This is a genomic window from Flavobacterium sp. (assembly GCF_044349645.1).
Lineage (GTDB): Bacteria > Bacteroidota > Bacteroidia > Flavobacteriales > Flavobacteriaceae > Flavobacterium.
On the sequence record NZ_JBIKQP010000010.1, the window covers coordinates 20198 to 46116 of the forward strand.

20 protein-coding genes are annotated in these 25919 nt (G+C 32.1%); 12 read left to right on the forward strand and 8 right to left on the reverse strand.

Annotated elements, in window-relative coordinates; genetic code table 11:
- Nucleotides 1-33: 33 nt before the first annotated feature.
- The 4 genes from AC9UFV_RS03460 to miaB form a co-directional block, all read right to left on the reverse strand.
- Nucleotides 34-1302, reverse strand: a complete 1269-nt coding sequence (locus tag AC9UFV_RS03460; RefSeq protein ID WP_509572806.1) for a sigma-54 interaction domain-containing protein — start codon at nucleotides 1300-1302, stop codon at nucleotides 34-36.
- A gap of 63 nt (nucleotides 1303-1365) precedes the next feature.
- A complete protein-coding gene (locus tag AC9UFV_RS03465) occupies nucleotides 1366-1518 on the reverse strand; it encodes a hypothetical protein (protein ID WP_509572808.1) in 153 nt (50 codons plus the stop codon).
- 68 nt (nucleotides 1519-1586) lie between these two features.
- Nucleotides 1587-1868 carry a GxxExxY protein gene (locus AC9UFV_RS03470; protein WP_509572810.1) on the reverse strand — a complete coding sequence of 94 codons (282 nt, stop codon included), beginning with the start codon at nucleotides 1866-1868 and terminating at the stop codon, nucleotides 1587-1589.
- Nucleotides 1869-2050: 182 nt separating this feature from the next.
- Nucleotides 2051-3496, reverse strand: coding sequence for a tRNA (N6-isopentenyl adenosine(37)-C2)-methylthiotransferase MiaB (miaB, locus tag AC9UFV_RS03475; RefSeq protein WP_509572859.1), 1446 nt, complete (start codon nucleotides 3494-3496; stop codon nucleotides 2051-2053).
- Between the two features lie 380 nt (nucleotides 3497-3876).
- On the opposite strand from miaB, the gene topA reads away from it, so the two are divergent.
- From topA to AC9UFV_RS03510, 7 genes are all read left to right on the forward strand, one after another.
- Nucleotides 3877-6378 carry a type I DNA topoisomerase gene (gene topA, locus AC9UFV_RS03480; RefSeq protein ID WP_509572812.1) on the forward strand — a complete coding sequence of 834 codons (2502 nt, stop codon included), beginning with the start codon at nucleotides 3877-3879 and terminating at the stop codon, nucleotides 6376-6378.
- A 5-nt stretch (nucleotides 6379-6383) separates the two neighbouring features.
- Entirely contained in the window at nucleotides 6384-7535 is a 1152-nt protein-coding gene (locus tag AC9UFV_RS03485) for a formimidoylglutamase (protein ID WP_509572813.1), read from the forward strand.
- Nucleotides 7536-7667: 132 nt separating this feature from the next.
- Entirely contained in the window at nucleotides 7668-9098 is a 1431-nt protein-coding gene (gene porK, locus AC9UFV_RS03490) for a T9SS ring complex lipoprotein PorK/GldK (RefSeq protein ID WP_509572815.1), read from the forward strand.
- A 52-nt stretch (nucleotides 9099-9150) separates the two neighbouring features.
- Nucleotides 9151-9792: a type IX secretion system motor protein PorL/GldL gene (gene porL / locus AC9UFV_RS03495; protein ID WP_509572817.1), complete on the forward strand. Its 642-nt coding sequence runs from the start codon at nucleotides 9151-9153 to the stop codon at nucleotides 9790-9792.
- A gap of 49 nt (nucleotides 9793-9841) precedes the next feature.
- Nucleotides 9842-11389, forward strand: coding sequence for a type IX secretion system motor protein PorM/GldM (gene porM / locus AC9UFV_RS03500; protein ID WP_509572819.1), 1548 nt, complete (start codon nucleotides 9842-9844; stop codon nucleotides 11387-11389).
- Between the two features lie 11 nt (nucleotides 11390-11400).
- On the forward strand, nucleotides 11401-12483 hold the full coding sequence (gene porN, locus AC9UFV_RS03505) for a type IX secretion system ring subunit PorN/GldN (protein WP_509572821.1): 1083 nt from the start codon (nucleotides 11401-11403) through the stop codon (nucleotides 12481-12483).
- A 95-nt stretch (nucleotides 12484-12578) separates the two neighbouring features.
- Nucleotides 12579-13625, forward strand: coding sequence for an NAD(P)/FAD-dependent oxidoreductase (locus tag AC9UFV_RS03510; protein ID WP_509572823.1), 1047 nt, complete (start codon nucleotides 12579-12581; stop codon nucleotides 13623-13625).
- Here the strand turns inward: AC9UFV_RS03510 and AC9UFV_RS03515 are convergent, their stop codons facing one another.
- On the reverse strand, nucleotides 13626-14006 hold the full coding sequence (locus AC9UFV_RS03515; protein ID WP_509572825.1) for a DUF983 domain-containing protein: 381 nt from the start codon (nucleotides 14004-14006) through the stop codon (nucleotides 13626-13628).
- A gap of 72 nt (nucleotides 14007-14078) precedes the next feature.
- Here AC9UFV_RS03515 and AC9UFV_RS03520 point away from each other — a divergent pair, with 72 nt between their 5' ends.
- Nucleotides 14079-15986 (forward strand): ABC-F family ATP-binding cassette domain-containing protein, encoded by a 1908-nt coding sequence (locus AC9UFV_RS03520; RefSeq protein WP_509572827.1) that lies wholly within the window; start codon nucleotides 14079-14081, stop codon nucleotides 15984-15986.
- A gap of 1 nt (nucleotide 15987) precedes the next feature.
- Here the strand turns inward: AC9UFV_RS03520 and AC9UFV_RS03525 are convergent, their stop codons facing one another.
- Complete coding sequence (locus tag AC9UFV_RS03525) at nucleotides 15988-17157, reverse strand: GNAT family protein (RefSeq protein WP_509572829.1); 1170 nt, start codon at nucleotides 17155-17157, stop codon at nucleotides 15988-15990.
- A 162-nt stretch (nucleotides 17158-17319) separates the two neighbouring features.
- Between AC9UFV_RS03525 and AC9UFV_RS03530 the strand changes: the two genes are divergently transcribed.
- From AC9UFV_RS03530 to clpX, 3 genes are all read left to right on the forward strand, one after another.
- Nucleotides 17320-18645, forward strand: coding sequence for a trigger factor (locus AC9UFV_RS03530; RefSeq protein WP_509572831.1), 1326 nt, complete (start codon nucleotides 17320-17322; stop codon nucleotides 18643-18645).
- 153 nt (nucleotides 18646-18798) lie between these two features.
- Entirely contained in the window at nucleotides 18799-19473 is a 675-nt protein-coding gene (gene clpP, locus AC9UFV_RS03535) for an ATP-dependent Clp endopeptidase proteolytic subunit ClpP (RefSeq protein WP_509572833.1), read from the forward strand.
- A gap of 86 nt (nucleotides 19474-19559) precedes the next feature.
- Nucleotides 19560-20789: an ATP-dependent Clp protease ATP-binding subunit ClpX gene (gene clpX / locus AC9UFV_RS03540; RefSeq protein ID WP_509572835.1), complete on the forward strand. Its 1230-nt coding sequence runs from the start codon at nucleotides 19560-19562 to the stop codon at nucleotides 20787-20789.
- 42 nt (nucleotides 20790-20831) lie between these two features.
- Here the strand turns inward: clpX and AC9UFV_RS03545 are convergent, their stop codons facing one another.
- Nucleotides 20832-22340, reverse strand: coding sequence for a GH3 auxin-responsive promoter family protein (locus AC9UFV_RS03545; RefSeq protein ID WP_509572837.1), 1509 nt, complete (start codon nucleotides 22338-22340; stop codon nucleotides 20832-20834).
- 119 nt (nucleotides 22341-22459) lie between these two features.
- Between AC9UFV_RS03545 and AC9UFV_RS03550 the strand changes: the two genes are divergently transcribed.
- Complete coding sequence (locus AC9UFV_RS03550; RefSeq protein ID WP_509572840.1) at nucleotides 22460-23254, forward strand: DUF2797 domain-containing protein; 795 nt, start codon at nucleotides 22460-22462, stop codon at nucleotides 23252-23254.
- Here the strand turns inward: AC9UFV_RS03550 and AC9UFV_RS03555 are convergent, their stop codons facing one another.
- Nucleotides 23255-25801 carry an AsmA family protein gene (locus AC9UFV_RS03555; RefSeq protein WP_509572842.1) on the reverse strand — a complete coding sequence of 849 codons (2547 nt, stop codon included), beginning with the start codon at nucleotides 25799-25801 and terminating at the stop codon, nucleotides 23255-23257.
- Nucleotides 25802-25919 lie beyond the last annotated feature (118 nt).

Consider the following 25919-nt stretch of genomic DNA (forward strand, 5'->3'; position numbering starts at 1 on the left):
TTCAAAAATATTTGACATTTAACAATTACCGTTTTAAAGATCAAATTGCTTTATTTTTCGATACAAAGTTCTTTCAGAGATACCCAATTCATCTGCTGCAGCTTTTCGTTTTCCTTTATTTTTTTCTAATGATTTTTTGATCATCTCAATTTCTTTTTGCTCTAAACGCAGCACTTCTTCTTCTACATCTTCCACAGTTTCTGCCAATAAATAGCTGTCTTCATGATCTTTAAATTCGGCAATTTCTACTTTTTTATTGACAGGAATTATCGCTAATTCTTCTTGTTCTTCAAATTCAATTTCATTATTGCTTTCTTTGGTTCCGTATATTTTTTGAATCAAATGCTGGTTGGTTTCTTGAACTTTCGAGGCGCCATTTTTCAGTAATTCTAAAGTTAGCTTTTTCAAATCGTGCAAATCACTTTTCATATCAAAAAGCACTTTGTACAAAATTTCTCTTTCATCTCTAAAATCACTTTTGCTCTTTTTATCTTTAATTACCGATGGTAAATTATTGTTTTCATCTGGTAAATACAATTGTAATGTTGCTGCAGAAATTTCACGATTGGTTTCTAAAACCGATATTTGTTCGGCAACATTTCGCAATTGTCTAATATTTCCGCTCCATCTAAATTGCAACAACGCTTGAACCGCAAAATCATCTAATTTTATGGCAGGCATTTTATATTTATGTGCAAAATCAGATGCAAATTTTCTAAATAACAAATGGATATCCTCTTTTCGCTCTCTTAATGGGGGTAGAGAAATATCTACCGTGCTTAATCTATAATATAAGTCTTCTCTGAATTTTCCTTTTTCAATTGCATCAAACATTTTAACATTGGTTGCTGCCACAATTCTTACATTTGTTTTTTGAACTTGTGAAGAACCAACCTTAATAAACTCTCCATTTTCCAAAACACGCAACAATCTTACCTGAGTTGTCAAAGGTAATTCGCCCACTTCGTCAAGAAAAATTGTTCCTCCATCGGCTACTTCAAAATAACCTTCGCGAGTTCCTGTTGCTCCTGTAAACGATCCTTTTTCGTGACCAAAAAGCTCACTATCAATAGTTCCTTCAGGAATTGCACCGCAGTTTACAGCAATATATTTCCCGTGTTTTCTATGAGAAAGAGAATGTATGATTTTTGGAATATTCTCTTTTCCAACACCACTTTCTCCTGTTACCAATACTGAAATATCAGTTGGCGCAACTTGAATCGCTTTTTCAATTGCGCGGTTTAGCTTTGGGTCATTCCCAATAATTCCAAACCGTTGTTTTGTTGATTGAATTGTTTCCATAATGTCATTGTGAGGCACGCGGCAAATTTATTTTACCAATCCTCAGTTTTATTAAACTATTTTTTACTTCAACGTGTCTTTTATAGTCAAGGTATCTTTTAACTGTTCGGTTTTTTCAACTTTTTTCTTTGGAAAATAAGTTCTAACAATAAAAAAGGTAGAGCCAAATCCTATTATAAATGTTACTATTGCTATAAGTATGTTTTTTCTTGTCATTTGACAATTATTTTTTTTTGCTACAGATTAAAAGATTTTCTCAGATTTTAAATCATAAAGAATATCTCTTATATTGTAACGATTTTGTTAGAAAATTCTTTAACCGCTTTGACTTCTAAAATAATATCACCGTTCACAATAAAGTCTGCATAAAACCTATGAGGTAAAATCTTACCTTTATATTCAATTGCAAACTCTTTTTCTCTTTCAAAAGGAATATTATTTTCTTTAAATTCTATTTCTAAAGCATCTTTATATATTATCTCTAAGAGCCCAGCTCCCAGATTTCTATGAACTTCCATACAGATACCTATAATTTTATATGTTTCATCTTCTCTATATCCGTCCATTTTCTCTCTTTCTTATTTTTAAATTATTTTAAATAATCTGTGAAAATCATTTAATTCTGTGGCGAAAAATATTTTTAATTCATTTTGTTTTTTTACATTTCTTTTAGCGTAAATGCTTTCGCAAAAGATTAAATTATTAAAAAATCTGTGAAAATCTTTTAAATCTGTGGCGAAAAATATTTTTAATTCATCCCACTAAGTCCAACCGCTTCACCCTTCAAAGTTCCACTAGTACAACTTAGAATTCTCACATTTACAAAATCCCCAATTTTATAATTCTCCTTTGGAAAAACTACTGTAATGCTTTGAGAATTTCTTCCCGAAAATTCATTTTCCGATTTTTTAGATACCTTTTCGATCAAAACTTCTACTGTTTTTCCTACAAATTCCTCACTTCGAAACCAAGCATGTTTTTGCTGTAAATCCACAATTTCTTGTAATCTTCTTGCTTTAGTTTCTTCCGAAATATCGTCTTTCATTTTGCGTCCAGCCAATGTTCCCGGGCGTTCAGAATACGAATACATATAACCAAAATTGTATTTTACATATTCCATCAAACTCAAAGTGTCCTGATGGTCTTCTTCCGTTTCTGTTGGAAATCCAGCAATCATATCCTGAGAAATTGAACAATCGGGAATTATAGTTCTAATTTTATCGATTAAAGTCATGTATTCTTCACGTGTATGCAAACGGTTCATTTCCTTCAAAATTCTATTACTTCCCGATTGAACCGGAAGATGAATGTGCTTACATATATTATCGTACTTCGCTATAATATGCAAAATGCTTTCGTGCATGTCTTGAGGGTTGGATGTCGAAAATCGAATGCGCATTTTAGGAAATGCAACCGCAACCATTTCTAATAATTGATCAAAATCAACCGCCGTAGCCTTTTGCATCTCACTAGCATTTACAAAATCTTTTTTCAAGCCACCGCCATACCATAAATAACTATCTACATTTTGGCCTAAAAGTGTAATTTCTTTAAACCCTTTATCCCATAAATCTTGAATTTCCGATAAAATACTTTGTGGTTCTCTACTTCGTTCACGACCTCTCGTAAATGGAACTACACAAAAAGTACACATATTATCGCAACCTCTCGTAATCGAAACTAAAGCTGTAATTCCGTTGCTCATCAATCGAACTGGTGAAATATCACCGTAAGTTTCCTCCTTCGACAAAATCACATTAATCGCATCGCGACCTTCTTCAACTTCATTCAATAAATTTGGCAAATCTTTATAAGCATCTGGACCTACAACCAAATCTACAATTTTCTCTTCCTCTAAAAATTTATCTTTCAAACGCTCCGCCATACAACCCAAAACACCCACTTTCATCTTCGGATTAATACGTTTTACCGCATTGTATTTTTCCAAACGCTTGCGAATAGTTTGCTCCGCTTTGTCCCGAATCGAACATGTATTTACCAAAACTAAGTCGGCTTCTTCCAATGTTTGCGTTGTATTATAGCCCTCATTCATTAAAATTGAGGCCACAATTTCACTGTCAGAAAAATTCATCGCACAACCATAACTTTCAATATAAAGTTTCTTTGTGTTTTCGGCTTTTTGTTCTAAAACAAGACTTTCTCCTTGCTTACTTTCTTCAATCGTTTTTTCCATCATAAACTATAAAGTGCAAAGATAATGCAATTCCAATAAATATGACAAGTTGTCAGCCTAAGAATTAACATTATATTATATAGGTAGCTATTCCCGCTTTCCGCTTCAAGTCCTCACAAAAAAGTGTTGTTTTGTGATTTTATAATGAGCTGCTTCCATTCGCTATTTTAAAATCATAAAACTAAAAACACTTTTTTTGTTCCGGGCTTTCCACTTCAATCGGGGCTATTGTCACTATTTTTATATCCAATTTAAATTTTTTTTCTATTTCAAACGCTCTTTATAAATGGGCATTTTTTATGAATTTTCATACTTTTAAAAAATCAAAAGTGCAATATTTAAAAAAATCATATACTTTTGTCGCAGTTAAATACAATCCAATGACAAAGAATTTAGTAATCGTAGAATCTCCTGCAAAAGCCAAAACTATTGAAAAATTCCTAGGAAGTGATTTCCAAGTTGAGTCAAGTTATGGTCATATTGCCGATTTACCATCTAAAGAAATTGGGGTAGATGTTGCCAATGGGTTCAAACCAAAATACGAAGTTTCTGCCGATAAAAAAGCATTGGTTTCCAAACTAAAAACACTAGCTAAAAATGCCGATATAGTTTGGTTAGCAAGTGATGAGGATCGCGAAGGAGAAGCTATTTCTTGGCACCTAGCCGAAGAATTAAAATTGGATATAAACAAAACTAAAAGAATTGTATTTCACGAAATTACCAAAACAGCTATCCTAAAAGCAATTGATAATCCTCGCGAAATTGATTATAATTTGGTAAACGCACAACAAGCGCGAAGGGTTTTAGACCGATTAGTTGGTTACGAACTTTCACCAGTACTTTGGAGAAAAATTAAAGGCGGACTTTCAGCCGGTCGTGTTCAGTCTGTTTCTGTACGATTAATTGTAGAAAGAGAAAGAGAAATCCAGAATTTTAATCCCGTTGCGACTTTTTCTATCGTTGCCGAATTTACTAACCAAGCCGGAAAAGCATTTAAGGCTAAATTGCCTAAAAATTTCAATACTAAAAAAGAAGCCGAAGATTTCTTAAATAAAAATATTGGCTCAACCTATAAAGTAGCCGATTTAGAAACCAAGCCAACAAAAAAATCACCAACTGGACCTTTTACTACCTCTACTTTACAACAAGAAGCGGCTAGAAAATTGTATTTTCCTGTTGGAATCACCATGCAATTGGCACAACGTTTATACGAAGCTGGATTGATTACTTATATGAGAACAGACAGCGTAAATCTTTCTAAAGAAGCAATGGATGCCGCTCAAGCTGAAATTGTAAAATCTTACGGTGCTGAATTTTCACAGCCTAGAAATTTCGTAAATAAAAGTAAAGGGGCACAAGAAGCTCACGAGGCGATTCGACCAACTGATATGTCGCGACATACTGTGAATATCGATAGAGACCAAGCGCGTTTGTACGATTTAATTTGGAAAAGAACGTTGGCTTCTCAAATGAGCGATGCCAAATTAGAAAGAACCAATGTAAAAATAGAAGCTAATAATCACGGAGAGGTTTTTACTGCTTCAGGTGAAGTATTACTTTTTGAAGGTTTCTTAAAAGTGTATCTTGAAGGACACGATGACGATGATGAGGAACAAGAAGGGATGTTGCCTTTAATGAAAGTTAATGAAAAATTAGATTGCAATTATATTACTGCAACCGAAAGATATTCCAGAGCAGCAGCGAGATATACCGAGGCTTCATTGGTAAAAAAATTAGAAGAATTAGGAATTGGTCGACCATCCACTTATGCTCCTACAATTTCAACTATTATCAATAGAAAGTATGTTGAAAAAGGAAATTTAGAAGGTCAAGAACGTAAATACGCACAATTAGTATTGCAATCGGGCAAACTAACAGAGAAAATACTAAAAGAAAATACTGGTTCTGATAAAGGAAAATTGGTGCCAACAGACATTGGAACTATTGTAACAGATTTCCTAGTTAAAAATTTTGAAAGCATTTTAGATTATAATTTCACTGCCAAAGTGGAACAAGATTTTGATGAAATTGCGGAAGGAAATGTCAATTGGACAAAAATGATGCAAGAATTTTATGATAAATTCCATCCTTCAGTAAAACAAGTAGAAGAACACGCAGAAAGAGAAAGTGGGGAACGTATTTTAGGGATTCATCCTGAAAGTGGCAAACCAATTTCGGTGCGTTTAGGGAAATTTGGACCGATGGCTCAAATTGGTGCTGCTGACGATGAAGACAAGAAGTTTGCAAGCTTAATGGCAGATCAAAATATTGGGAATATTACCCTTGAAGATGCCTTAAAATTATTCTTATTACCTAAAAATTTAGGCGTTTATAAAGGAGAAGAAATAGAAATTAACAATGGCCGTTTTGGGCCTTATATTAAATTTGGATCGGCATTTATATCCTTGCCAAAAGGAGAGAATCCTACCGATGTATCTCTTGAAAGAGCACAAGAATTAATTGATGAAAAAACACTTGCCGATGCTCCAATAGCAGTATATAAAGGCGAAGGAGTGCAAAAAGGTGTTGGGCGTTTTGGACCATTTATAAAATGGAATGGCGTGTTTATTAATGTAAGTAGAAAATACAATTTTGACAATTTATCGCAATCGGATATCGAAGAATTAATTGAAGATAAATTACAAAAAAATATCGATAAAGTAATTCACGATTGGAAGGAAGAAGGCATTGTTGTTGAAAAAGCACGTTGGGGAAGATCAGTAATCCTTAAAGGAAAAATTAAAATAGAATTGAGTAAAGATATTGATGCTGCTAATTTGACTTTAGCAGAAGTTCAAGAAATGATTGCCAAGAAAACACCTGCAAAGAAAACGGCAGCGAAAAAACCAGCCGCAAAGAAGGCGGTCGCTAAAAAGAAATAGTACAAATGGAATTTGATTTTTTAAAACCTGTTAATGATGAAGTTCTAGAACTTGTAATTGGATTAAATTCCCAGCATTTGGGTAGTAAAATTGTATTGCATACCAACGAACAATTTCCGGATCTAAATAAAATTAAAATTGCCATAATTGGAGTTTTAGACAATAGAGGCGATTCAAATGCAATTTCCGATGTTGATTTAACTACAATACGAAAAGAATTCTATTCACTTTATCCAGGAAATTGGGAAGCCTCAATTGGAGATTTAGGAGATATCGCTGCAGGAAATTCTATTGAAGATACTTATTTTGCTTTAAGAAGTGTTGTTTCAAGTTTGATTAAAAACAAAATCATCCCAATTGTTATTGGAGGTTCACAGGATTTAACTTACTCTATGTATCGCGCTTATGATACATTAGAACAAATGGTAAACTTGGTTTCCGTAGATAACAAATTTGACTTAGGAAAAGAAAGTGACTCTATATCTTCCAACTCCTATTTAACAAAAATAATAGTAGAAGAACCAAACAATCTTTTCAATTATTGTAACATTGGTTACCAAACCTTTTATAATTCTCAAGAGGAAATTGATTTGATAGAAAAATTATTTTTCGATGCCTATCGTTTAGGAGATGTATGCAATAATATAGCAATAGCAGAACCTGTTTTCAGAGATGCCGATTTAGTTAGTTTGGATTTAGGGTCAATAAAATCCTCAGATTCAGGAAATTTTATTAAATTTGCTCCTAATGGTTTTAATGGAAAAGAAATTTGTTCGCTGGCAAGATATGCTGGGATTAGCGATAAAGTAACCTCATTTGGTATCTTTAATCAAAGTAATTCAGAACAAGAATCGATTTTGATCTCTCAAATAATTTGGTATTTTATCGAAGGTTTTCATTACAGATCAAATGAATATCCGTTTGGAAGTAAAGACAATTATTTGAAGTATATCGTGCCTTTAGAGGAAGAAGAGTTGGTATTTTATAAGAGTGATAAAACAGAAAGATGGTGGATTGAAATACCATTTATTTCGCATTTAAATAATAAATTAAAAAGAAATACGTTATTACCATGTTCACACGATGAGTACATTGTAGCTTGCAATAATGAAATGCCTGAAAGATGGTGGAAAGCACAAAGGAAAAATGTTGTTTAACAAATAGTTAAAATTAAATTAATTAAAAATTAGCAATTTTTAGCGATTTTTAATCAAAAATAATTGGTTTTTATGAAAATATTAAATAGGTTTACGCCCTCAAATACAAAAACACACATAATACAAACGCATATGAAGAAGTTTATTGCATTTACCGCAATTTTATCCTTATTAGTTAGCTGTGGCGGTTCAAGCGACAAGGGAGAACTAGTTGGGGCAAAAGGGAAAAAGTGGCATCCAGAGAAACCTTTTGGTATGGCTTTAATTCCTGGCGGTGCATTTATTATGGGTAGATCAAGTGATGATCCTGCAAATTCTCAAGACGCAAACACAAAAACAGTAACGGTTCGTTCTTTTTATATGGACGAAACAGAAATAAGCAATAGCGAATACCGTCAATTTGTAGAATGGGTAAAAGATTCTACAATTAGAGTGAATTTAGCCGAAATGGCTGCTAATCCAGGTAATAGTATAATGGGTTCTAGTTCTGGTGCTGCAGCTGGAGGTACAGGAAATGCTAGTACTAAAGGGACTATTAATGATTATGCTTATTTAAATACAGATCCAGCTAATAATCCAAAAGCTACACCTTATGATAAATATATGTTTGCCAAAGCGCAAGCTAATGGTACAACTGATAATAAATTAAATCGCAAGCCAAAATTAATTAAGGCAACAAATAAATACCCAGATGCTTCTTATGCTCAAGTGATGGATGAAATGTATTTATCTCCGCAAGCTTCCTACAATGGCTTGAAAACTATGGATGCTAATAAATTAGTTTATCGTTACACATGGATGGATATTAATGCTGCTGCAAAAGCAAAAAAAGGAACTCCAAGAGAAAAGTTTATTATACCTGTTGATGCAGAGATTTATCCAGATACAACTGCATGGGTAAAAGATTTTAATTATTCATACAATGTGCCAATGCACAACGATTACTTTTGGCACCAAGCCTATGCGCAGTATCCAGTAGTTGGTGTTAATTGGTCTCAGGCTAGAGCATTTTGTGCCTGGAGAACTTCTTATAAAAACGCTTATGTTAAAAAGAAAAAAGGAAGAGATCAAGTAAATTCATTCAGATTACCATCGGAAGCAGAATGGGAATTTGCTGCTAGAGGTGGTTTAGAATCCGGTATGTATCCTTGGGGAGGTCCATATACTAAAAATGACAAAGGTTGTTTCTTAGCTAATTTTAAACCTAACAGAGGAGATTATGCAGCAGACAATGCGCTATATACTGTTGAAGTAAAATCATATGATCCAAATGGATATGGTTTATATAATATGGCTGGAAACGTTGCAGAATGGACTGCGGATTCTTATGAAAGTGCTTCTTACGAGTTCACTTCAACTATGAACCCTTCTGTTCAAGATATAGATAACAAAAGAAAAGTGGTAAGAGGAGGTTCTTGGAAAGATGTAGCTTATTACATACAAGTTAGTGCAAGAGATTTTGAATATGCTGATACTGCTAGAAGTTATATTGGTTTCAGAACTATTCAAGATTATATGGGTACTCAAACAACAGGAAAATTAACTAAAAAAGTTAAACAATAAACAAATAAACAATTAACAAATTAAACATTAACTAAACTAAATTATTTTTATTATGGCATTAATACCAAAAAAAACAATGAACTTTGCTTACGGAATGGGGGCAGCAGTAGTAATCGTAGGAGCTTTATTTAAAATTCAACACTGGACTGGGGCAAGTCAATTGCTTATAGTTGGATTATTAACAGAAGCTTTCATTTTTGGATTATCCGCATTCGATCCTGTTGATACAGAGTATAAATGGGAAAATGTTTACCCTCAATTAGTTGATGAAAATGCAGCACCTGCTAAAGTAAACAAAGCAAAATCAAATGACGATGGAGATGCTGAAGGAATGTTGTCTAAAAAATTAGATGCCATGTTGAAAGAAGCTAAAATTGATGGTCAATTAATGGAGAGTTTAGGAAACAGTATCAAGAACTTTGAAGCAGCATCTAAAACTATTGCACCTACTGCAGAATCATTGGCTTCAACTAAAAAATACAGCGATGAATTAACATTGGCTGCTACACAAATGGAATCAATCAACGCTTTGTATAAAATACAGTTGGATAGCGCTTCTAAAACAGCTCAATTAAATGAAGAAGTTGCTGAAAACAGCATTAAATTAAATCAACAAATGCAATCATTAACTTCAAACTTGTCTTCATTGAACAATGTATATGGAGGAATGCTTTCTGCAATGAGTAACAAATAAAAATTAGTTTTTAAACTATATTAATTAACAATAAAACTAATTAGAAAAAATGGCAGGAGGAAAATTAAGCCCTAGACAGAAGATGATTAACCTGATGTATCTGGTTTTCATCGCTATGTTAGCATTAAACATGTCCAAAGAAGTACTTTCGGCTTTTGGATTAATGAATGAAAAATTTGAAGTGGTAAATAAGTTCTCAGAAGAATACAACAATAGTTTATATTCTACTTTAGAAACTAAAGCTTCTGAAAATCCAGCACAATTTGCAGTACCTTACAGTAAAGCACAAAAAGTGCAACAGATTTCTAAAGGATTATATACTTACCTTGGATCATTGAAAAGCGATGTATCTAAAGAATTTGAAAAAGAAGAAGATGGAAAACTACCATATGAACAAATGGACAAAGGGGGTTACATCGATGAAAACTGGTTTGAAGGTGATGGATATTCTGCTAAAGGTAAGGAAATCATGGCGAAACTAGAAAACTACAAAAAAGATATTGCTGCGGTTTTTGGTGTAGATGTAAAATATAAAATCATTCTAGAAACTTTGAATAAAAAATTCAATTTTGAGAATGTTATTGACAGAGAAAAAGTTTCTAAAAAATATTTATCTTATCACTTTGAAGGTTTTCCTGCAATTGCATCAATTGCTAAATTAACCAGTATTCAAAATGATGTTAAGTCTTTAGAGCAAGATATTTACAATGCATTAATTGGAAATACTACAGCACAAACTGCTTCTATGAAAAACTATAAAGCAATTGTAATCATGGATAAATCTCTATTTTTCCAAGGTGAAACAGTTACTGGTAGAGTAGTTTTAGGAAGATATGATGAAACTACAGTTCCAACTTCTGTAAGCGTTGGTGGAGCAAGTGTTTCTATGGAAAATGGACAAGCTATTTTCAAAATGAGTGCAGGTGCAGTTGGAGATCATGACATTAAAGGTAAATTCACCTTTAAAGAAGATGAAAAACTAATTCCTATCGATATTGAAGGTAAATATGCAGTTGTTCCTAAACCAAATACAGCTTCTGTTTCGTCTGATAACATGAAAGTGATTTACAAAGGGGTGAATAACCCAATGACTATTTCATTTCCAGGAATTTCAGATAAGGATGTAACAGTTAGTGCGCCAGGAATTAAAAAATCTGGTAATAGCCAATACATTTGGAATATTGGTAATTTCCCTGGGAAAGAAGTTTTCGTATCTGTAAACGCTAAATTGCCTGATGGAAAAACAGTTAGTGATAAACAAAAATTTAGAGTAAAAGACATTCCCGCAGCAACTGTTAAAATTAATGGTAAAGCTGGAACTACAGTTGGTTCTAAAGGTGAAATTTCTTCTGCTGATATTACTGCTGATTTTGGTGAATTCGGTCTTGATTATAAGGTTACAGCTACAATTGAAAGCCTTTCTGTTACCGTAGGTAAGGATGTTATACCATGTGGTAATACATTAAATGCTAGAGCTATTGCAGCTATAAAGAATTTATCTAAAGGTGATATGGTACAAATTAATGCCTCAGTAATTACAAATACAGGTGTTAAACCAAAATTGGTTATTTCAAGTTCATTTAGAATTAACAACTAAATCTATTTAATATGTTAAGATATTCTTTTATTTTATTATTATTGACGTCACTTAATTGTTTTGGTCAGCCAAATTTATTGAATGCAAAAAAGCCAATTGAAATTGGTATAAAAACTGTAAACCAGATAAAGTATGACAACACAAAACCTTTGGATTATGGTTACATAGATGACCGTGATGTGATGTTTGGTAAAAGAGTATGGGAATATATTGATATAGACCAAAGAATTAATTTTCCTTTGTACTATCCTACAAAAGCATTGATGGATAGAAAACCTTTATTCGATATTTTAAGAGAGTATGTAGAATCTGGAACAAAAAATAATATTAACATTAAAGATTTTTGTTTTGAGGATGATTATTTTAGTATTCCTCTTGATCGTACAACCGCTGAAAGTAAATTTAAAGATTTTGGTTTAACAAATGATGGAAAAGATTTAATTGACAGAGATTTTAATCCTACAAAGATTAGCCAAACAGACACAGTTGCTTTCAAGAAATTATGTTATAAACTGATTGAAGACAAAAAATTAAAAGAAGGCCGTGATTATAAATCAGCTGAATTGAATGCTGAAAATATTACTGGTTATAAAATCCAAGGATATTGGTATTTTAATAAGAGATTGGCAGAATTAAAATATCGATTAATTGCAATCGCACCTGTTGCTGTTTCTGCGAAACGTTTAGTTGATCAAACCCTAGGAGAACAAGGAGTTGAAGATAAGTATGAAGATATTAAACAAACATCTGGAGGTACTTTGTCTGCTCAACAAGAATTGGACAAAGAAGCTGAGTTAAATCAATATAGAGTCATGGGAACACCCGATGTTTTGTTTTGGGTTTACTACCCTGCAATTAGAAATACTTTAAAACTTCATCCAACTTTCAACGATAGAAATAGTTCGAAACCAATTAATTTTGATGATTTATTAATTTCAAGACATTTTAATGCAGTAGTATATAAAGAAGAAAATGTACAAGGCGATAGAATGATTGAAAAGTACAAGCCTAACAATGCTATGGATCAATTATTAGAAGCGGAAAGAGTAAAAGATAAAATTCGTGATTTCGAACACGATTTATGGAATTACTAAATTCAATATTTAAATAAAAAAACTCTTATCAATTGATAAGAGTTTTTTTATTTTAAAAATTTCCTTTTAATTAAATTTGTTTAAATTTCCTTTAAATGATAGATTATCTAATTGTTGGTTCAGGTTTAGCTGGTATTTCATTTGCTGAAACAGCGCTGCAAAATCAGAAATCAATTTTAATTATTGACAATCATTCTCAAAGCTCTTCATTGATAGCAGGGGGGCTTTATAATCCTGTTATTTTAAAACGTTTTAGCGAAGTTTGGCAAGCAGAACAACAATTAGAAATACTAGATCTATTTTACCAAAAATTAGAAACTAAGCTTAATATTAACTTAGATTTTAAAATTCCTATTCTACGTAAATTCTTCTCAGTTGAAGAACAAAACAACTGGTTTGCCGCCTCAGATAATAAAATGCTGGCTCCTTTTTTATCCTTGGATTTAGTAAAAACAGAATACGCAGGAATACATTCGCCTTTTGATTATGGTGAAGTACAAAAAACCGGTTATGTTGATACTAAATTGTTATTGGAAGCCTACAAGAAATATTTAATAGAAAATAAGCTATTTCTTCAAGAAACTTTCGATTATCAATCCATTCAATTTCATGATGATTTTATTGAGTACAAAAAATTAAAAGCAAAACAAATCGTCTTTGCAGAAGGTTTTGGTTTGCACGCCAATCCCTATTTCAATTACCTCCCATTAGATGGAACAAAAGGGGAGTTGTTTATAATTAAAGCGCCAGATCTTAATTTAGACGTAATCATCAATACAAGCGTCTTTATTTTGCCATTAGGGAATGATTTATTCAAAGTAGGTGCGACTTATAATTGGCATGATAAAACCAATAATCCTACAGAAGATGGAAAAAAAGAACTCCTAGAAAGAATTCATGAAATATTAGATTGTCAGTTTGAGATAATAGATCATTTTGCGGGTGTAAGACCAACTGTGAGAGACAGAAAACCACTTATAGGAACTCATCCTAAATTTCCTCAATTGCATATATTAAACGGGCTTGGAACTCGTGGCGTTATGTTAGGGCCGTCAATGGCAATCGAATTATTTAATTCAATTGAATATCAAAAACCCCTAGACAAGGCAATAGATATAAAAAGATACGAGAAGAAAATGTAGTTATTGTTTGAAATTCTCGTCGTAATCAACAAACATATTGATGTAAATATTTCTAGATAATCTCAACACATATGGAAATGCAATGACCATTGAAAGTATAATTGCAATAAATGCTTGTTTTAAACTAGAATTACAAAACACATAAGAAATTATAAAAGCTGCTACTCCAACAGCAACATTTAAAGCGTAACTCACATACATTGCGCCATAAAAAAAGGAAGGTTCAATTTGGTATTTCAATCCGCAGTGTCCACAATATTCATTCATTGATAAGATTTTTGTCAGTTTAAACATGCTTTTTTCTTTATACATGCTCTCATTTTGACATTTAGGGCAACTTCCTGTTAAAATACTATTTAATTTGGATCCTTTTTTTAACATTTGCAAAAAAATTTAAATTACCGTTTTTCGGTATGCAAATTTAATCATACTATTTTAATAAAATCTTAATTAATGCTTAATATACACAACTTATCGGTTTCTTTTGGAGGTACTTATTTATTTGAAGAAGTGACCTTTCGTTTGGGTGCTGGTGATCGAGTGGGTTTGGTGGGGAAAAATGGTGCTGGAAAATCTACCATGTTGAAAATATTAGCCAGAGATTTTGCTCCGGATTCGGGTGTAATTTCACAAGAAAAGGAAGTGAAGTTGGGTTTTCTTCGTCAGGATATCGATTTTGAACACGGAAGAACGGTTTTGGAAGAAGCCTATGAAGCATTTACAGAAATTAAAACCGTAGAGAAAAAGCTGGAGCAAATAAACCATTTATTGGTAACCAGAACCGATTATGAAAGTGAGGAATACAGCCAAATTATTGAAGATTTATCCGATTATACCCATCGATTTGAATTATTAGGAGGTTATAATTATGTGGGTGATACCGAAAAAATTCTATTGGGTTTAGGATTCAAAAGAGAAGATTTTAATAACCAAACCGAAACTTTTTCTGGTGGTTGGAGAATGAGAATTGAATTGGCAAAATTATTATTACAATCTAATGATGTCTTGTTACTCGATGAACCTACGAATCACCTGGATATTGAAAGTATCATTTGGTTAGAAAGTTTCCTTAGAAATTATCCTGGAGTGGTCGTAATTGTCTCACACGATAAAATGTTTTTGGATAATGTTACCAATAGAACTATCGAAATTTCATTAGGGAAAGCGTATGATTTCAATAAGCCGTATTCTGAATATTTAGAATTACGTCACGAAATTCGAGAGAAACAATTGGCTACCCAAAAAAACCAAGCCAAGAAAATTGAAGAAACAGAAAAGCTAATTGAAAAGTTTCGCGCTAAAGCCTCCAAAGCTTCAATGGCGCAATCTCTAATTAAAAAGCTCGACAAAGTAGAGCGAATTGAAGTTGATGAGGATGATAATTCGGTGATGAATATTTCTTTTCCGGTGTCAAAAGTCCCAGGAAAAGTCGTTATTGAAGCTGAAAATGTAACTAAAAGTTACGGTGATAAAACAATTTTAAAAGATATTTCCCTTTTAGTTGAGCGTGGTAGTAAAATTGCTTTCGTTGGCCAAAATGGTCAAGGAAAATCTACTTTTATAAAAGCAATTGTAAACGAATTTGAGTTTCAAGGATCTATAAAATTAGGTCATAACGTACAAGTGGGCTATTTTGCACAAAATCAAGCGGAATATTTAGATGGCGAAATAACGTTGCTTCAAACTATGGAGGACGCTGCTAATGACACTAATAGATCTAAAGTTCGTGACATGTTAGGTTCCTTTTTATTCCGTGGTGATGACGTAGAAAAAAAGGTAAAAGTACTTTCTGGAGGAGAACGAAACCGATTGGCTTTATGTAAATTATTGCTGCAACCAATCAATGTTTTAGTGATGGATGAGCCTACGAATCACTTGGATATTAAATCTAAAAATGTACTTAAAGCAGCTTTGCAAAAATATGAAGGCACGTTATTATTGGTTTCTCACGATAGGGATTTCCTTCAAGGAATGTCTAATTTGGTTTACGAATTTAAAGACCAAAAAATCAAAGAATACTTGGGTGATGTAAACTATTTCCTTGAACAACGCAATTTGGAAAACATGCGTGAAGTGGAGAAAAAGGACGTTGCAAAACAAGATCCAGCTAAGGAAAACAACAAAGCTTCCTATGAAGACCAGAAGAAAAACAAGGCACTTTATAACCGTTTAAGTAAAATTGAAAGTCAAATTAAACAATTGGAAATAGACATTCAAAATGACGATAAAATGGTAGCTTCAAATTATGATAAACATGTTGAAAACGCCGATTTTTTCGTTGCTTATAATAAGAAGAAAACCGATTTAGAACAATTACTTTTTGATTGGGAAGTAGTTCAGGAAGAAATTGATAACCTATAGTTTACTTAAAAGGATTTCTTTCTATCCATTCAATTTTAGGTTCAAAATAGTGAAATAATTTAGGGATAAATAAATTGATTAAACGATTGTTGTGTCTCATAAATCCATGTAAGTCCTCAGGATTAGCACCCACAGAACTTTTTATTTCTAAAGCTGTTCGAGCAAAAACAATTCTTTTGAAACCTTTATTGATAGAATAACCAATCATATCGTAAAGCATATTCAAATACAACATTCTTTCTCGTTGGCATTTTTCATCGTAACCAAGAAAATACGTGTCAATGTCTTTCCCGTTTTTTATCAAAGTATTGAAGCCTATTAATGTATCATCTTTAAAATAACCGTAAAATAAAAATTTGTCATTCAAGGCTTTTTTGAAAATCTCAAAATGATCCTCATTAAGAAAAAAAGTATTGAAAGGAGCCTTTTTGGCAACATTTAAATACAATTCAATAATTCTATCTTTATAATTTCCGATATCTTCTAATGAAAATTTACGTTTGGTAATACCTTCCGATTTTTTACGAGCCCTTTTAAATTGGTCTCGATATTTCTTACTTAAATCTGCTATGTAATCATTAAAAGTATGCCAATGGTCTTTAATTGAAAATAGCATGTTAGGCTGTGTAGTGAATTTGTAAAACGAACTAAATTCGGGTAATTCAAATAATGGAATTTGAAATTCAGGAAAATCTTTATAAATAACTAAGTGAACTTTTTGACCATTTTTCTCAATTTGTTTTTGCAATTCCTCGACCGCTTTATAAAGTAAACTCACTAATTCTTTAGCAGGAATTTCTTTTGAAAAACAAAACGTATTTTGCCCAGTTAAAGTATTATTACCCACAATAAGTACATTGGAACTAAAATTTTTGAACACAACAGTTCTAATTTTGTTTTTAATACAATTATCTCTTTCTCCATAAGAATTCACCAAACTCAAATTATTGAATTGCGTTAAAGCAACACCAACTAATTTCTCATTTTGGAAAAGTCCAATGAAATTACTTGAAATGTTATTAGGTGAAGAAACTTCTAAAATATGTAGATACTCTTTTGAAAAGAAAATATTATTCGTAGAAAAATCATTCCAATTATCAGGAAATTCAGAGGTAGAATTAAAAATTTTGAATGAAAACGAGGTGTTCAATTGAATTATTTTTCGAGCCACTAAAGTACTATATTAAGTTAATGTAAGAAACAAATCGGTGCTTTTTTAACGATTTTTTTAAAAGCAAATAGGATTAATGATTATCAGATTTATTAAACTTGTTTAGGTCGTAAAAAAATTATATTTTTGCAACCCAATTTTATTAAGAAAATAAGAAAGAAAATGGATATCAAAAGAGTAGCAATAAATGCTGTAAATGAAGTAATTGTTTTGAAAGTAGTTCACATGGATTACAAAGGGCAAGTACAAAAAAGAATCAATGAAAAAATGCCATTGGCAACAGTAAAAGGGTTTAGAAAAGGTGCTGTGCCTAGAGATTTAGTTGAAAAACAATACGGAAGAGCAATCAAAATTGAAGAAGTAAAAAAAGTAGTTGAGTTGGCTTTGGAAAGATACATTCAGTCTGAGCGTTTGAATCTTCTTGGTACTCCATTAGCAAAAGAAAATCCTGATTTTCCATGGGATGATGAAGAATTGGAATTCGAATATGAAATTGGATTAGTTCCAAATTTTGACTTAGATCTAGAAGCTAAAAACAATATTATTAAATATGTTGTCACGGCTGACGATAAGTTAATTAACGAGCAAGTAGTTCGTATTCAAAAACAATTTGGTACTCCAATTCCTCAAACTGTAATTGAAGAAAGTTCTGATATTTCTGGAACTTTTACCAATACAGAAAAAGGAATTAATTCTCAATATACTTTTAATATTTCTATTTTTAAAGATAAGAAAACAGGTGCGAAATTTGTAGGTAAAAAAGTCGGAGACGTTGTTACTGTTAATACAAAAGGCCTTTTTGACGACGATCATCAATTGATGGATGTAATGAAAGTAGGTCACGATGATGTTCATGGTTTAGCAATTGACGTTGATTTTACTATCGAAAATATCAATGGAACGGAATTGGCAGAATTGAATCAAGAATTATTTGATAAACTTTTCGGACCAGGAGCCGTTTCTACATTAGCGGATTTAAAAGCTAAAATAAAAGAAGATGCTGAGTTGCAATTTGCACAACAAGCAGATCAAAAATTATTAGCTGATGTAACTAATTTCTTGGTTGAAAATACCAAATTTGACTTACCAGCTGATTTCTTGAAAAGATGGTTGCAAACTGTTGGTGAGAAAAAATTATCTGCTGAAGAAGCAGCAATTGAATACGAAAAATCGGAGAAAGGATTGCGTTACCAATTAATTGAAGGAAGAGCATTAAGTCAGTCGAATATCCAAGTTACATTTGAAGATTTGAAAGAATTTACAGCCAAGTCAATCAGACAACAAATGGCGCAATTCGGACAAATGAACCCAACAGATGAAGAAGTTCAAGGAATTGTAGCTAGAGTATTGGCAAACCAAGAAGAAGTTAAAAAACTTTCTGATCAAGTGGTTGGTGAAAAATTATTACTTCTTTTCAAAGAAAAAGCAAATGCTAAAGAAAAGAAAGTTACTTATCCTGAATTTATAGCTGCTTTCTACGGAGAATAAATTCTAGATTAGTCAGTTTTCATTTGATAAACAATAAAAAAGAATTATATTTGAGTGTCAGAAATTTATTTTTTTGGCACTCTTTTATTTAATGCTTTGCATTAACTTTGTGACGAATCTAGACATTATTTTAAACTAATTAATATTAAAAAAATGAATTACGGGAAAGAATTTAAGAAGTTTGCTACAAAACATCAAGGGGTTAATAATTTGTATTACGACAAACTTGTAAATGCAATGACACCAAAAGGGATGACTCCATATATTATTGAAGAACGTCATTTAAACGTTTCTCAATTGGATGTTTTTTCTAGATTAATGATGGATAGAATTATCTTCATGGGAACAGGAATTGACGATCAAATTGCAAATATCGTACAAGCACAATTGTTGTTTTTGGAAAGCGCAGATTCTTCAAAAGACATTCAAATATATATCAATTCTCCAGGTGGTAGTGTGTATGCAGGTTTAGGAATTTATGATACCATGCAATACATTAAGCCTGACGTAGCTACAATTTGTACCGGAATGGCTGCTTCAATGGGAGCTGTTTTATTGTGTGCAGGTGCTGAAGGAAAACGTTCTGCATTACCTCATTCAAGAGTTATGATTCACCAACCTTCAGGAGGAGCACAAGGAGTTGCAACCGATATGGAAATCAACTTGCGTGAAATGTTAAAGCTAAAAGACGAATTATATCAAATAATTTCTAAACATTCAGGACAATCTTTTGAAAAAGTACACATGGATTCAGAACGCGATTATTGGATGATAGCCGACGAAGCTAAAGAGTACGGAATGATTGATGAAGTGTTGAGAAGAGGATAAGATTGGAAGTTACAAGTTTAAGGTTTAATGTTTAAGGTTGCTGAGTAACTTTAAACATTAAACTTTTAAACTTTAAACAATATAAAATGGCAAAAGAAAAATTAGAATGTTCCTTCTGTGGAAGAAAAAAACCAGAAACCAATTTATTGATTGCTGGAATTGATGCGCACATTTGTGATAAATGTATTGAGCAAGCAAATGGCATTGTGGTTGAGGAATTAAAATCTAATGTAAAAACGAATATTGGCGATTTAGTACTTAGAAAGCCAAAAGAAATTCGTGCATTTCTAGATAAATACGTAATTGGTCAAGACCAAACCAAAAAAGTAATGGCGGTTGCAGTTTACAATCATTATAAAAGATTGATGCAACAAGAAGTTGAAGATGAAGTGGAGATTGAAAAATCCAATATTATCATGGTGGGTCAAACAGGTACTGGAAAAACATTGGTTGCCAAAACCATTGCAAAGATGCTTGATGTTCCTTTGGCTATTGTTGATGCAACGGTATTAACAGAGGCTGGATATGTTGGTGAAGATGTTGAAAGTATTTTAACGCGCCTTCTACAAGCTGCCGATTATGATGTGGCTAAAGCCGAAAGAGGAATTGTTTTTATTGACGAAATTGATAAAATTTCTCGTAAAGGTGATAACCCTTCAATTACTCGTGATGTTTCTGGCGAAGGAGTTCAACAAGCGTTATTAAAATTGCTAGAAGGAACTGTTGTAAATGTGCCACCAAAAGGAGGTAGGAAACATCCCGACCAAAAATTCGTTGAAGTAAATACTCAAAATATTTTGTTTATTGCCGGAGGTGCTTTTGATGGAATTGAAAAAATAATTTCCAAAAGATTGAACCGTCAAGCGATCGGATATAGTTCTTCAAAAAATGCTGATACTATCAATAAAGACAATTTGTTGCAATATATTATTCCAAAAGACATCAAAGATTTTGGTTTGATTCCAGAAATAATTGGTCGTTTACCAGTTTTAACCCACATGGATCCTTTGGATAGAGAAACGTTGCGTGCTATTTTAACTGAGCCGAAAAACGCCTTAATTAAACAATATAAAAAGTTGTTTTTAATGGACGAAGTGGAATTCAATATTTCAGATGAAGCACTAGATTTTATTGTAGATAAAGCTTTGGAATATAAATTAGGCGCTCGTGGATTGCGTTCGTTATGCGAAGCGATTCTTACCGATGCGATGTATGATTTACCAAGTTCTGACGAAAAAACCTTGGATATCGATAAAGAATATGCACAACATACTTTGAGTAAAAACTTACTGAAACGCTTAGAAATAGCGTCTTAAATAAAAAAACCGTCAATTATAAGACGGTTTTTATTTTATAATCTACATTCCCTTTAATTTTTCTAAATAATCCCTTTGGTTTGATAATCTTGGAATTTTGTTCTGGCCACCTAATTTGTTCTGGTCTTTCAGCCAATCATAAAATAAATTCGGACGAGCAATATTTATTTTCAACTGATTTAAAGTCATATTATTATACCGCTTGGCTTCGTAATCTGAGTTTAAAGTTTGTAACGTTTCGTCTAAAATTTTTGCAAAACCAGCCGCATCTGAAGGGTTGTTCTTGAATTCAATCATCCATTCATGCGCTCCTTTTTCTTTACCTTTCATGAAAATAGGAGCTACGGTATAATCCACCACTTCCGTATTGGTGATTTGACACGCTTTAGCAATTGCTCGGTCGGTATTTTCAACCATTAGCTCTTCGCCAAAAACATTGATATGGTGTTTTGTTCTTCCTGTAACTCTAATTCTGTATGGATTTAATGAGGTAAATCGGATGGTATCTCCAATCATATAGCGCCACAAACCAGAATTTGTTGTGATCACAATAGCATAATTTTTATTTAATTCTACATCGCACAAGCGAATTGCATACTGGTTTAAAGTTCCAAAAACATCCATTGGAATGAATTCATAAAAAATTCCATAATCCAACATTAGCAATAATTCATTAGAATCATTTCTGTCTTGAATAGCAAAAAATCCTTCGGAAGCATTGTAAATTTCGTAATATTTAAAATCGGAGTTAGGTACTATTTTTTGGTATTGTTCTCGGTATGGATCGAAATTTACTCCTCCATGGAAATACACCTCAAGATTTGGCCATAATTCCAATAAATTTGATTTTCCTGTTTCTTCGAGTACTTTATTAAGTAAAACCAACATCCACGAAGGAACTCCAGCAAAACTAGTTACGTTCTCGTTTTTTGTTTCATTGATAATTGCTGCAATTTTCGTTTCCCACTCACTCATTAAGGAAATTCTATTACTTGGAGTACTTATAAATTCAGCCCAAATTGGCATGTTCTCAATTAGTATTGCCGATAAATCACCAAAAAAAGTATTATTGTCCTCATATATTTGTGAACTTCCTCCCAATCGTAAACTTTTTCCTACAAATAGTCCTGAATTTTCATTGTTATTCAAATACATGCACAATAAATCTTTACTGCCTTTGTAATGACAATTTTCTAAAGCTTCATTGCTTACAGGAATAAATTTACTTTTTGCATTGGTTGTCCCACTTGATTTTGCGAACCATTTTACGGGAGTATTCCAAAATACATTTTGTTCTCCTAACCGAGTTCTCTCAATTAAAGGCTGTAAATCTTCATAGGTTGAAATAGGAACGCGTTCAATAAAAGTGGCATACGTTTTAATTGAATCATATCCGTATTCTATTCCGATAGTGGTTTTTTCTGCCGATCGAATTAAACTAAAAAGCAAATCTTCTTGTACTTCATTTGGGTATTTTAAAAAAAGCTCAATCTGGTGAATGCGCTGTTTTAAAACCCAAGAGGCAAATGAATTGATAATAGAAATTGGCATTTCAACTTTAGATTTAGTTTTCGACTTTTTAGATTTGTTAAACGGTAAACAAATGCTAACTTTACCAAAAATAGCAAATTTTACGGAACTTTATACTTTATACCTTAAACTTTTCAATAATGACATACGAAGGCGTTCTAAATAAAATGCAAACACAGTTTGAAAATCCAATTCAATATTTCTTGATTTTCCAAGATAGTTTTCTAAATATGAATCAATTATTGGATAAAAATATTGAGATCAATTTTGTTGGTTTTCAATGTTTGAATTGTGGAAAAAAGAAGAAAATTTTTCGTCAAGGTTTTTGCTATGATTGTTTTTTCTCAAGTCCCGCTGTTGGTGATTGGATTATGAAGCCTGAATTAAGTACTGCTCATTTAGGAATTCAAGACCGAGATTTAGCTTATGAAGAAAAAGTTCAATTACAGCCTCATATTGTTTATTTAGCTTTGTCAAGTGAAGTGAAAGTAGGGGTTACGCGTAAAACGCAAGTTCCAACTCGATGGATTGATCAAGGTGCCGAAAAAGCCATTTCAATAGTTGAAGTTCCCAATCGATACCTGGCTGGAATTACCGAAGTAGCGCTAAAAAGTCATTTTGCTGATAAAACCAATTGGCGTAAAATGCTAACCAATGATATCGTTTTCACTGATTTAATTAAAGAACGTGAAAAACTTCAGTCGTTATTGCCAAACGAAGTTCAAGAATATTTTCATTTAGAGAAAAACGATTTGTATGAAATGAATTACCCAGTTCTGGAATATCCTTCAAAAATAAGTAGTTTAAGTCTAGATAAAACCCCAAATTATAGCGGAAAATTGACTGGAATTAAAGGTCAATATCTAATCTTTGAAGACGGCACAGTTTTCAATATTAGAAGTAATGAAGGATATATCGTTAGGATTGAAGTGTAATTACTTTCTGAATAAACCTTTCAATAATCCTTCTGCTTTCGATTTTAAATCTTCTTTTTGATTGCTTGTAGTATCTTTTTTAGATCCATTTAACAGATCCTTCAAAGTGTTTTTACCTTGATTTATTAATTTATCTTTTTGCTGTTTCACTAATTGGTTGGTCAAATTTGTAACTGCACTTTTCATATCAGTGGTTACTTTCGGACTTTTGAAACTTCCTGTTAATATAGCATTTACAGGTATATTTTCAATTTTATTGGCATCGGAAGTAGATAATTTAGCTATTAATTTATTGGCCTCGCTTCCTAAATATTTTGCAGGAACATCCATTTTGATATTGTAATTCATCACCTGATCAAAGCCATGGGTTCCGTTAATAGTAGCTTTTATTTCTTGATATTTTACATCAAAAGGGCTTACTTCAACTTTTCCATTCTTAAAAATTAAATTGGCTTTCACATCGTTCAAATTTAATTGCTGTAAATCAAGAAACTTTAAATTGGAGCCCAAACTCTTCAACACATTTGAATTGGAAGGATTTAAAGAAGTAGAAGCTAACTTTCCTGCTAAATTTCCAGAAAGTGTATTTAATTCTGGAGTCATGCTTTTAGAATCTAAATTGCCATACAAATTTATGGTTGAATTTAACTTTCCATTGATTACTCCAGCAATCGGAGCAATTTTTTTCATCATTTCCAATTGCGTAAACGTTTGCTGAATATCAACTTGGTTCATCCCTAATTCCATTTTGAAATTAGGAGTTTTCTCTTTCGTTGATATACTTCCGTCAAATGAAATAGTGCCTCCAAATATTGAAGTTTTTCCATTTTCTATTGTTACTTTTTGATCCTTGATAATTAATTTTCCTGAAACGGCCGTTAAAGTCAAATTATCATAAAGTACTTTATCGGCTTTAGCTGTTAATGTACAATTCAAAAAACTAGGAATTTTCATAGTTGAACCTGCAGTATTTTCTTTTTTATCTTCATCGGAAGTTAGAAAATCCGAAACTGCAATTTGATTTGAACTCAAATTGAAATTTCCTTTTAGCTCTTGTTTTTTAAACAGAAAACCATAAAAATTATCTAAAACTCCTGACAAATTAATGTCGCTTTTTCCAGTAGTTGCTTTAAATTCTTGAAGATTAACTCGACTCGGATTAAATTGAACAATTGCGCTTGAAATTGCCATTTTCTTTCCTTTTTCATCAGAATAATTAAATCCAGTCAAGCTGATTGTTCCTGAATTATCGATATTTTGATAATGACTTTTATTAACCGATTCCATGTCAAATTTCGTTTTCAAATCCGCTTTTAAAATCCCTGAAAGCGGTTTGTCCATTTTAATTGGATATGCTTTTGATAAATTAAACAAGTTAATTTTTCCTTTTAACGACGCATCAACTAAAGCATTTTTTGTAATGTTTCTGATACTTGCTTTAGCTTCAAATGCATCTTGATCAATCTTGAAAGAAATTTTATCTAAATTTACATAAGTATCATTCAATATACCGGTTTCATTGATTATCTTAGTATCAATCACAATATTTCGCACCGATTTTGGTAAGTTTGGATATTGAAATGAAGCATTATTTGAGGCAATTTTGATGTTGAATTTTGGTACTGTAGTGTCCGAAAATAATCCTTTTGCAAATCCATTGACTGTAAATTCACCAGTTGTTTTCACCTCTTTTATACTTCCAGAATATCCTGAAGGAACCAAACCTAAGAAATTCTCAAATGATGAAGTTGGTGTTTTGAATTTCAGATCATAATTTTGTCCACTTGCAACCATTTGTATAAAACCATCAAATTCTAATGGCAATTTCTTTATATGCGCTTTGTTTTCCTTAAAGGTGTATTTACTTTTTTCTAAATCAATTCCTAAAACAGCATCCAATGTTACTGGTACTTTTTTCATGTAATTGATTTTGTCCATATCCAAACTAACATTCGCAGCTGATTTTGTAACTAAATCTAATTTTGAGGAAGCAAAATCCCCGCTTCCAGAATGGTACAAACTGTCTAATTTCATTCTGATTTTTGAGCTTTCGTCAAAATATTGGAAGGTGTAATTCTCAATCGAGTATTCCTTTATTTTTAATGACAGCGGCTTACTTTTACTTTTATCTGCCTCTTTATTTTTTAATGCAATGTCAAAGTTTCCAATACCATCTTTATTGAAAATGATATTTATCAAGCCGTCTTTTGAAGAAATTGCTTCAATATTGATTGCCTCTTCCTTAGATTTAAATAATTCTTTGACCGACATTTTTAAGTTTAATTCTCCTAAATAAACCAGCGTATCCCCTTTAAATGGAGCGTTATTTACAATACTTAATTTTTCAATTGTAACATTTGCTTGGGGAAAACTCTTTAGCAAACTCAAATCGGCTTCAACGAAAGACACTTTAGCATCAACGCTATTGTTTATAGATTCCAAAATTTTTGCATTGATTTGATCTTTGAAAAAATAGGGAATTGCAAATAGTAAAGCGATTATTGATAGTAAAGTTACTCCAGTAATTTTTAGAATTTTCTTTTTCATGGGGTTTATTTTAGAATAATATAAATCGAGTTGATACTATAACGAGGTTAAATGGAGTATATGTTTTAAACACAAATAAATTTATTAACACTCATTGCAAATATAGTTTTATTCTCAT

What these genes read in the sequence shown, in the direction of transcription:
- AC9UFV_RS03460 (WP_509572806.1), bottom strand. Translation starts at nt 1,302, where the DNA reads ATGGAAACAATTCAATCAACAAAACAACGGTTTGGAATTATTGGGAAT.
- AC9UFV_RS03465 (WP_509572808.1), bottom strand. Translation starts at nt 1,518, where the DNA reads ATGACAAGAAAAAACATACTTATAGCAATAGTAACATTTATAATAGGA.
- AC9UFV_RS03470 (WP_509572810.1), bottom strand. Translation starts at nt 1,868, where the DNA reads ATGGACGGATATAGAGAAGATGAAACATATAAAATTATAGGTATCTGT.
- miaB (WP_509572859.1), bottom strand. Translation starts at nt 3,496, where the DNA reads ATGGAAAAAACGATTGAAGAAAGTAAGCAAGGAGAAAGTCTTGTTTTA.
- topA (WP_509572812.1), top strand. Translation starts at nt 3,877, where the DNA reads ATGACAAAGAATTTAGTAATCGTAGAATCTCCTGCAAAAGCCAAAACT.
- AC9UFV_RS03485 (WP_509572813.1), top strand. Translation starts at nt 6,384, where the DNA reads ATGGAATTTGATTTTTTAAAACCTGTTAATGATGAAGTTCTAGAACTT.
- porK (WP_509572815.1), top strand. Translation starts at nt 7,668, where the DNA reads ATGAAGAAGTTTATTGCATTTACCGCAATTTTATCCTTATTAGTTAGC.
- porL (WP_509572817.1), top strand. Translation starts at nt 9,151, where the DNA reads ATGGCATTAATACCAAAAAAAACAATGAACTTTGCTTACGGAATGGGG.
- porM (WP_509572819.1), top strand. Translation starts at nt 9,842, where the DNA reads ATGGCAGGAGGAAAATTAAGCCCTAGACAGAAGATGATTAACCTGATG.
- porN (WP_509572821.1), top strand. Translation starts at nt 11,401, where the DNA reads ATGTTAAGATATTCTTTTATTTTATTATTATTGACGTCACTTAATTGT.
- AC9UFV_RS03510 (WP_509572823.1), top strand. Translation starts at nt 12,579, where the DNA reads ATGATAGATTATCTAATTGTTGGTTCAGGTTTAGCTGGTATTTCATTT.
- AC9UFV_RS03515 (WP_509572825.1), bottom strand. Translation starts at nt 14,006, where the DNA reads ATGTTAAAAAAAGGATCCAAATTAAATAGTATTTTAACAGGAAGTTGC.
- AC9UFV_RS03520 (WP_509572827.1), top strand. Translation starts at nt 14,079, where the DNA reads ATGCTTAATATACACAACTTATCGGTTTCTTTTGGAGGTACTTATTTA.
- AC9UFV_RS03530 (WP_509572831.1), top strand. Translation starts at nt 17,320, where the DNA reads ATGGATATCAAAAGAGTAGCAATAAATGCTGTAAATGAAGTAATTGTT.
- clpP (WP_509572833.1), top strand. Translation starts at nt 18,799, where the DNA reads ATGAATTACGGGAAAGAATTTAAGAAGTTTGCTACAAAACATCAAGGG.
- clpX (WP_509572835.1), top strand. Translation starts at nt 19,560, where the DNA reads ATGGCAAAAGAAAAATTAGAATGTTCCTTCTGTGGAAGAAAAAAACCA.
- AC9UFV_RS03545 (WP_509572837.1), bottom strand. Translation starts at nt 22,340, where the DNA reads ATGCCAATTTCTATTATCAATTCATTTGCCTCTTGGGTTTTAAAACAG.
- AC9UFV_RS03550 (WP_509572840.1), top strand. Translation starts at nt 22,460, where the DNA reads ATGACATACGAAGGCGTTCTAAATAAAATGCAAACACAGTTTGAAAAT.
- AC9UFV_RS03555 (WP_509572842.1), bottom strand. Translation starts at nt 25,801, where the DNA reads ATGAAAAAGAAAATTCTAAAAATTACTGGAGTAACTTTACTATCAATA.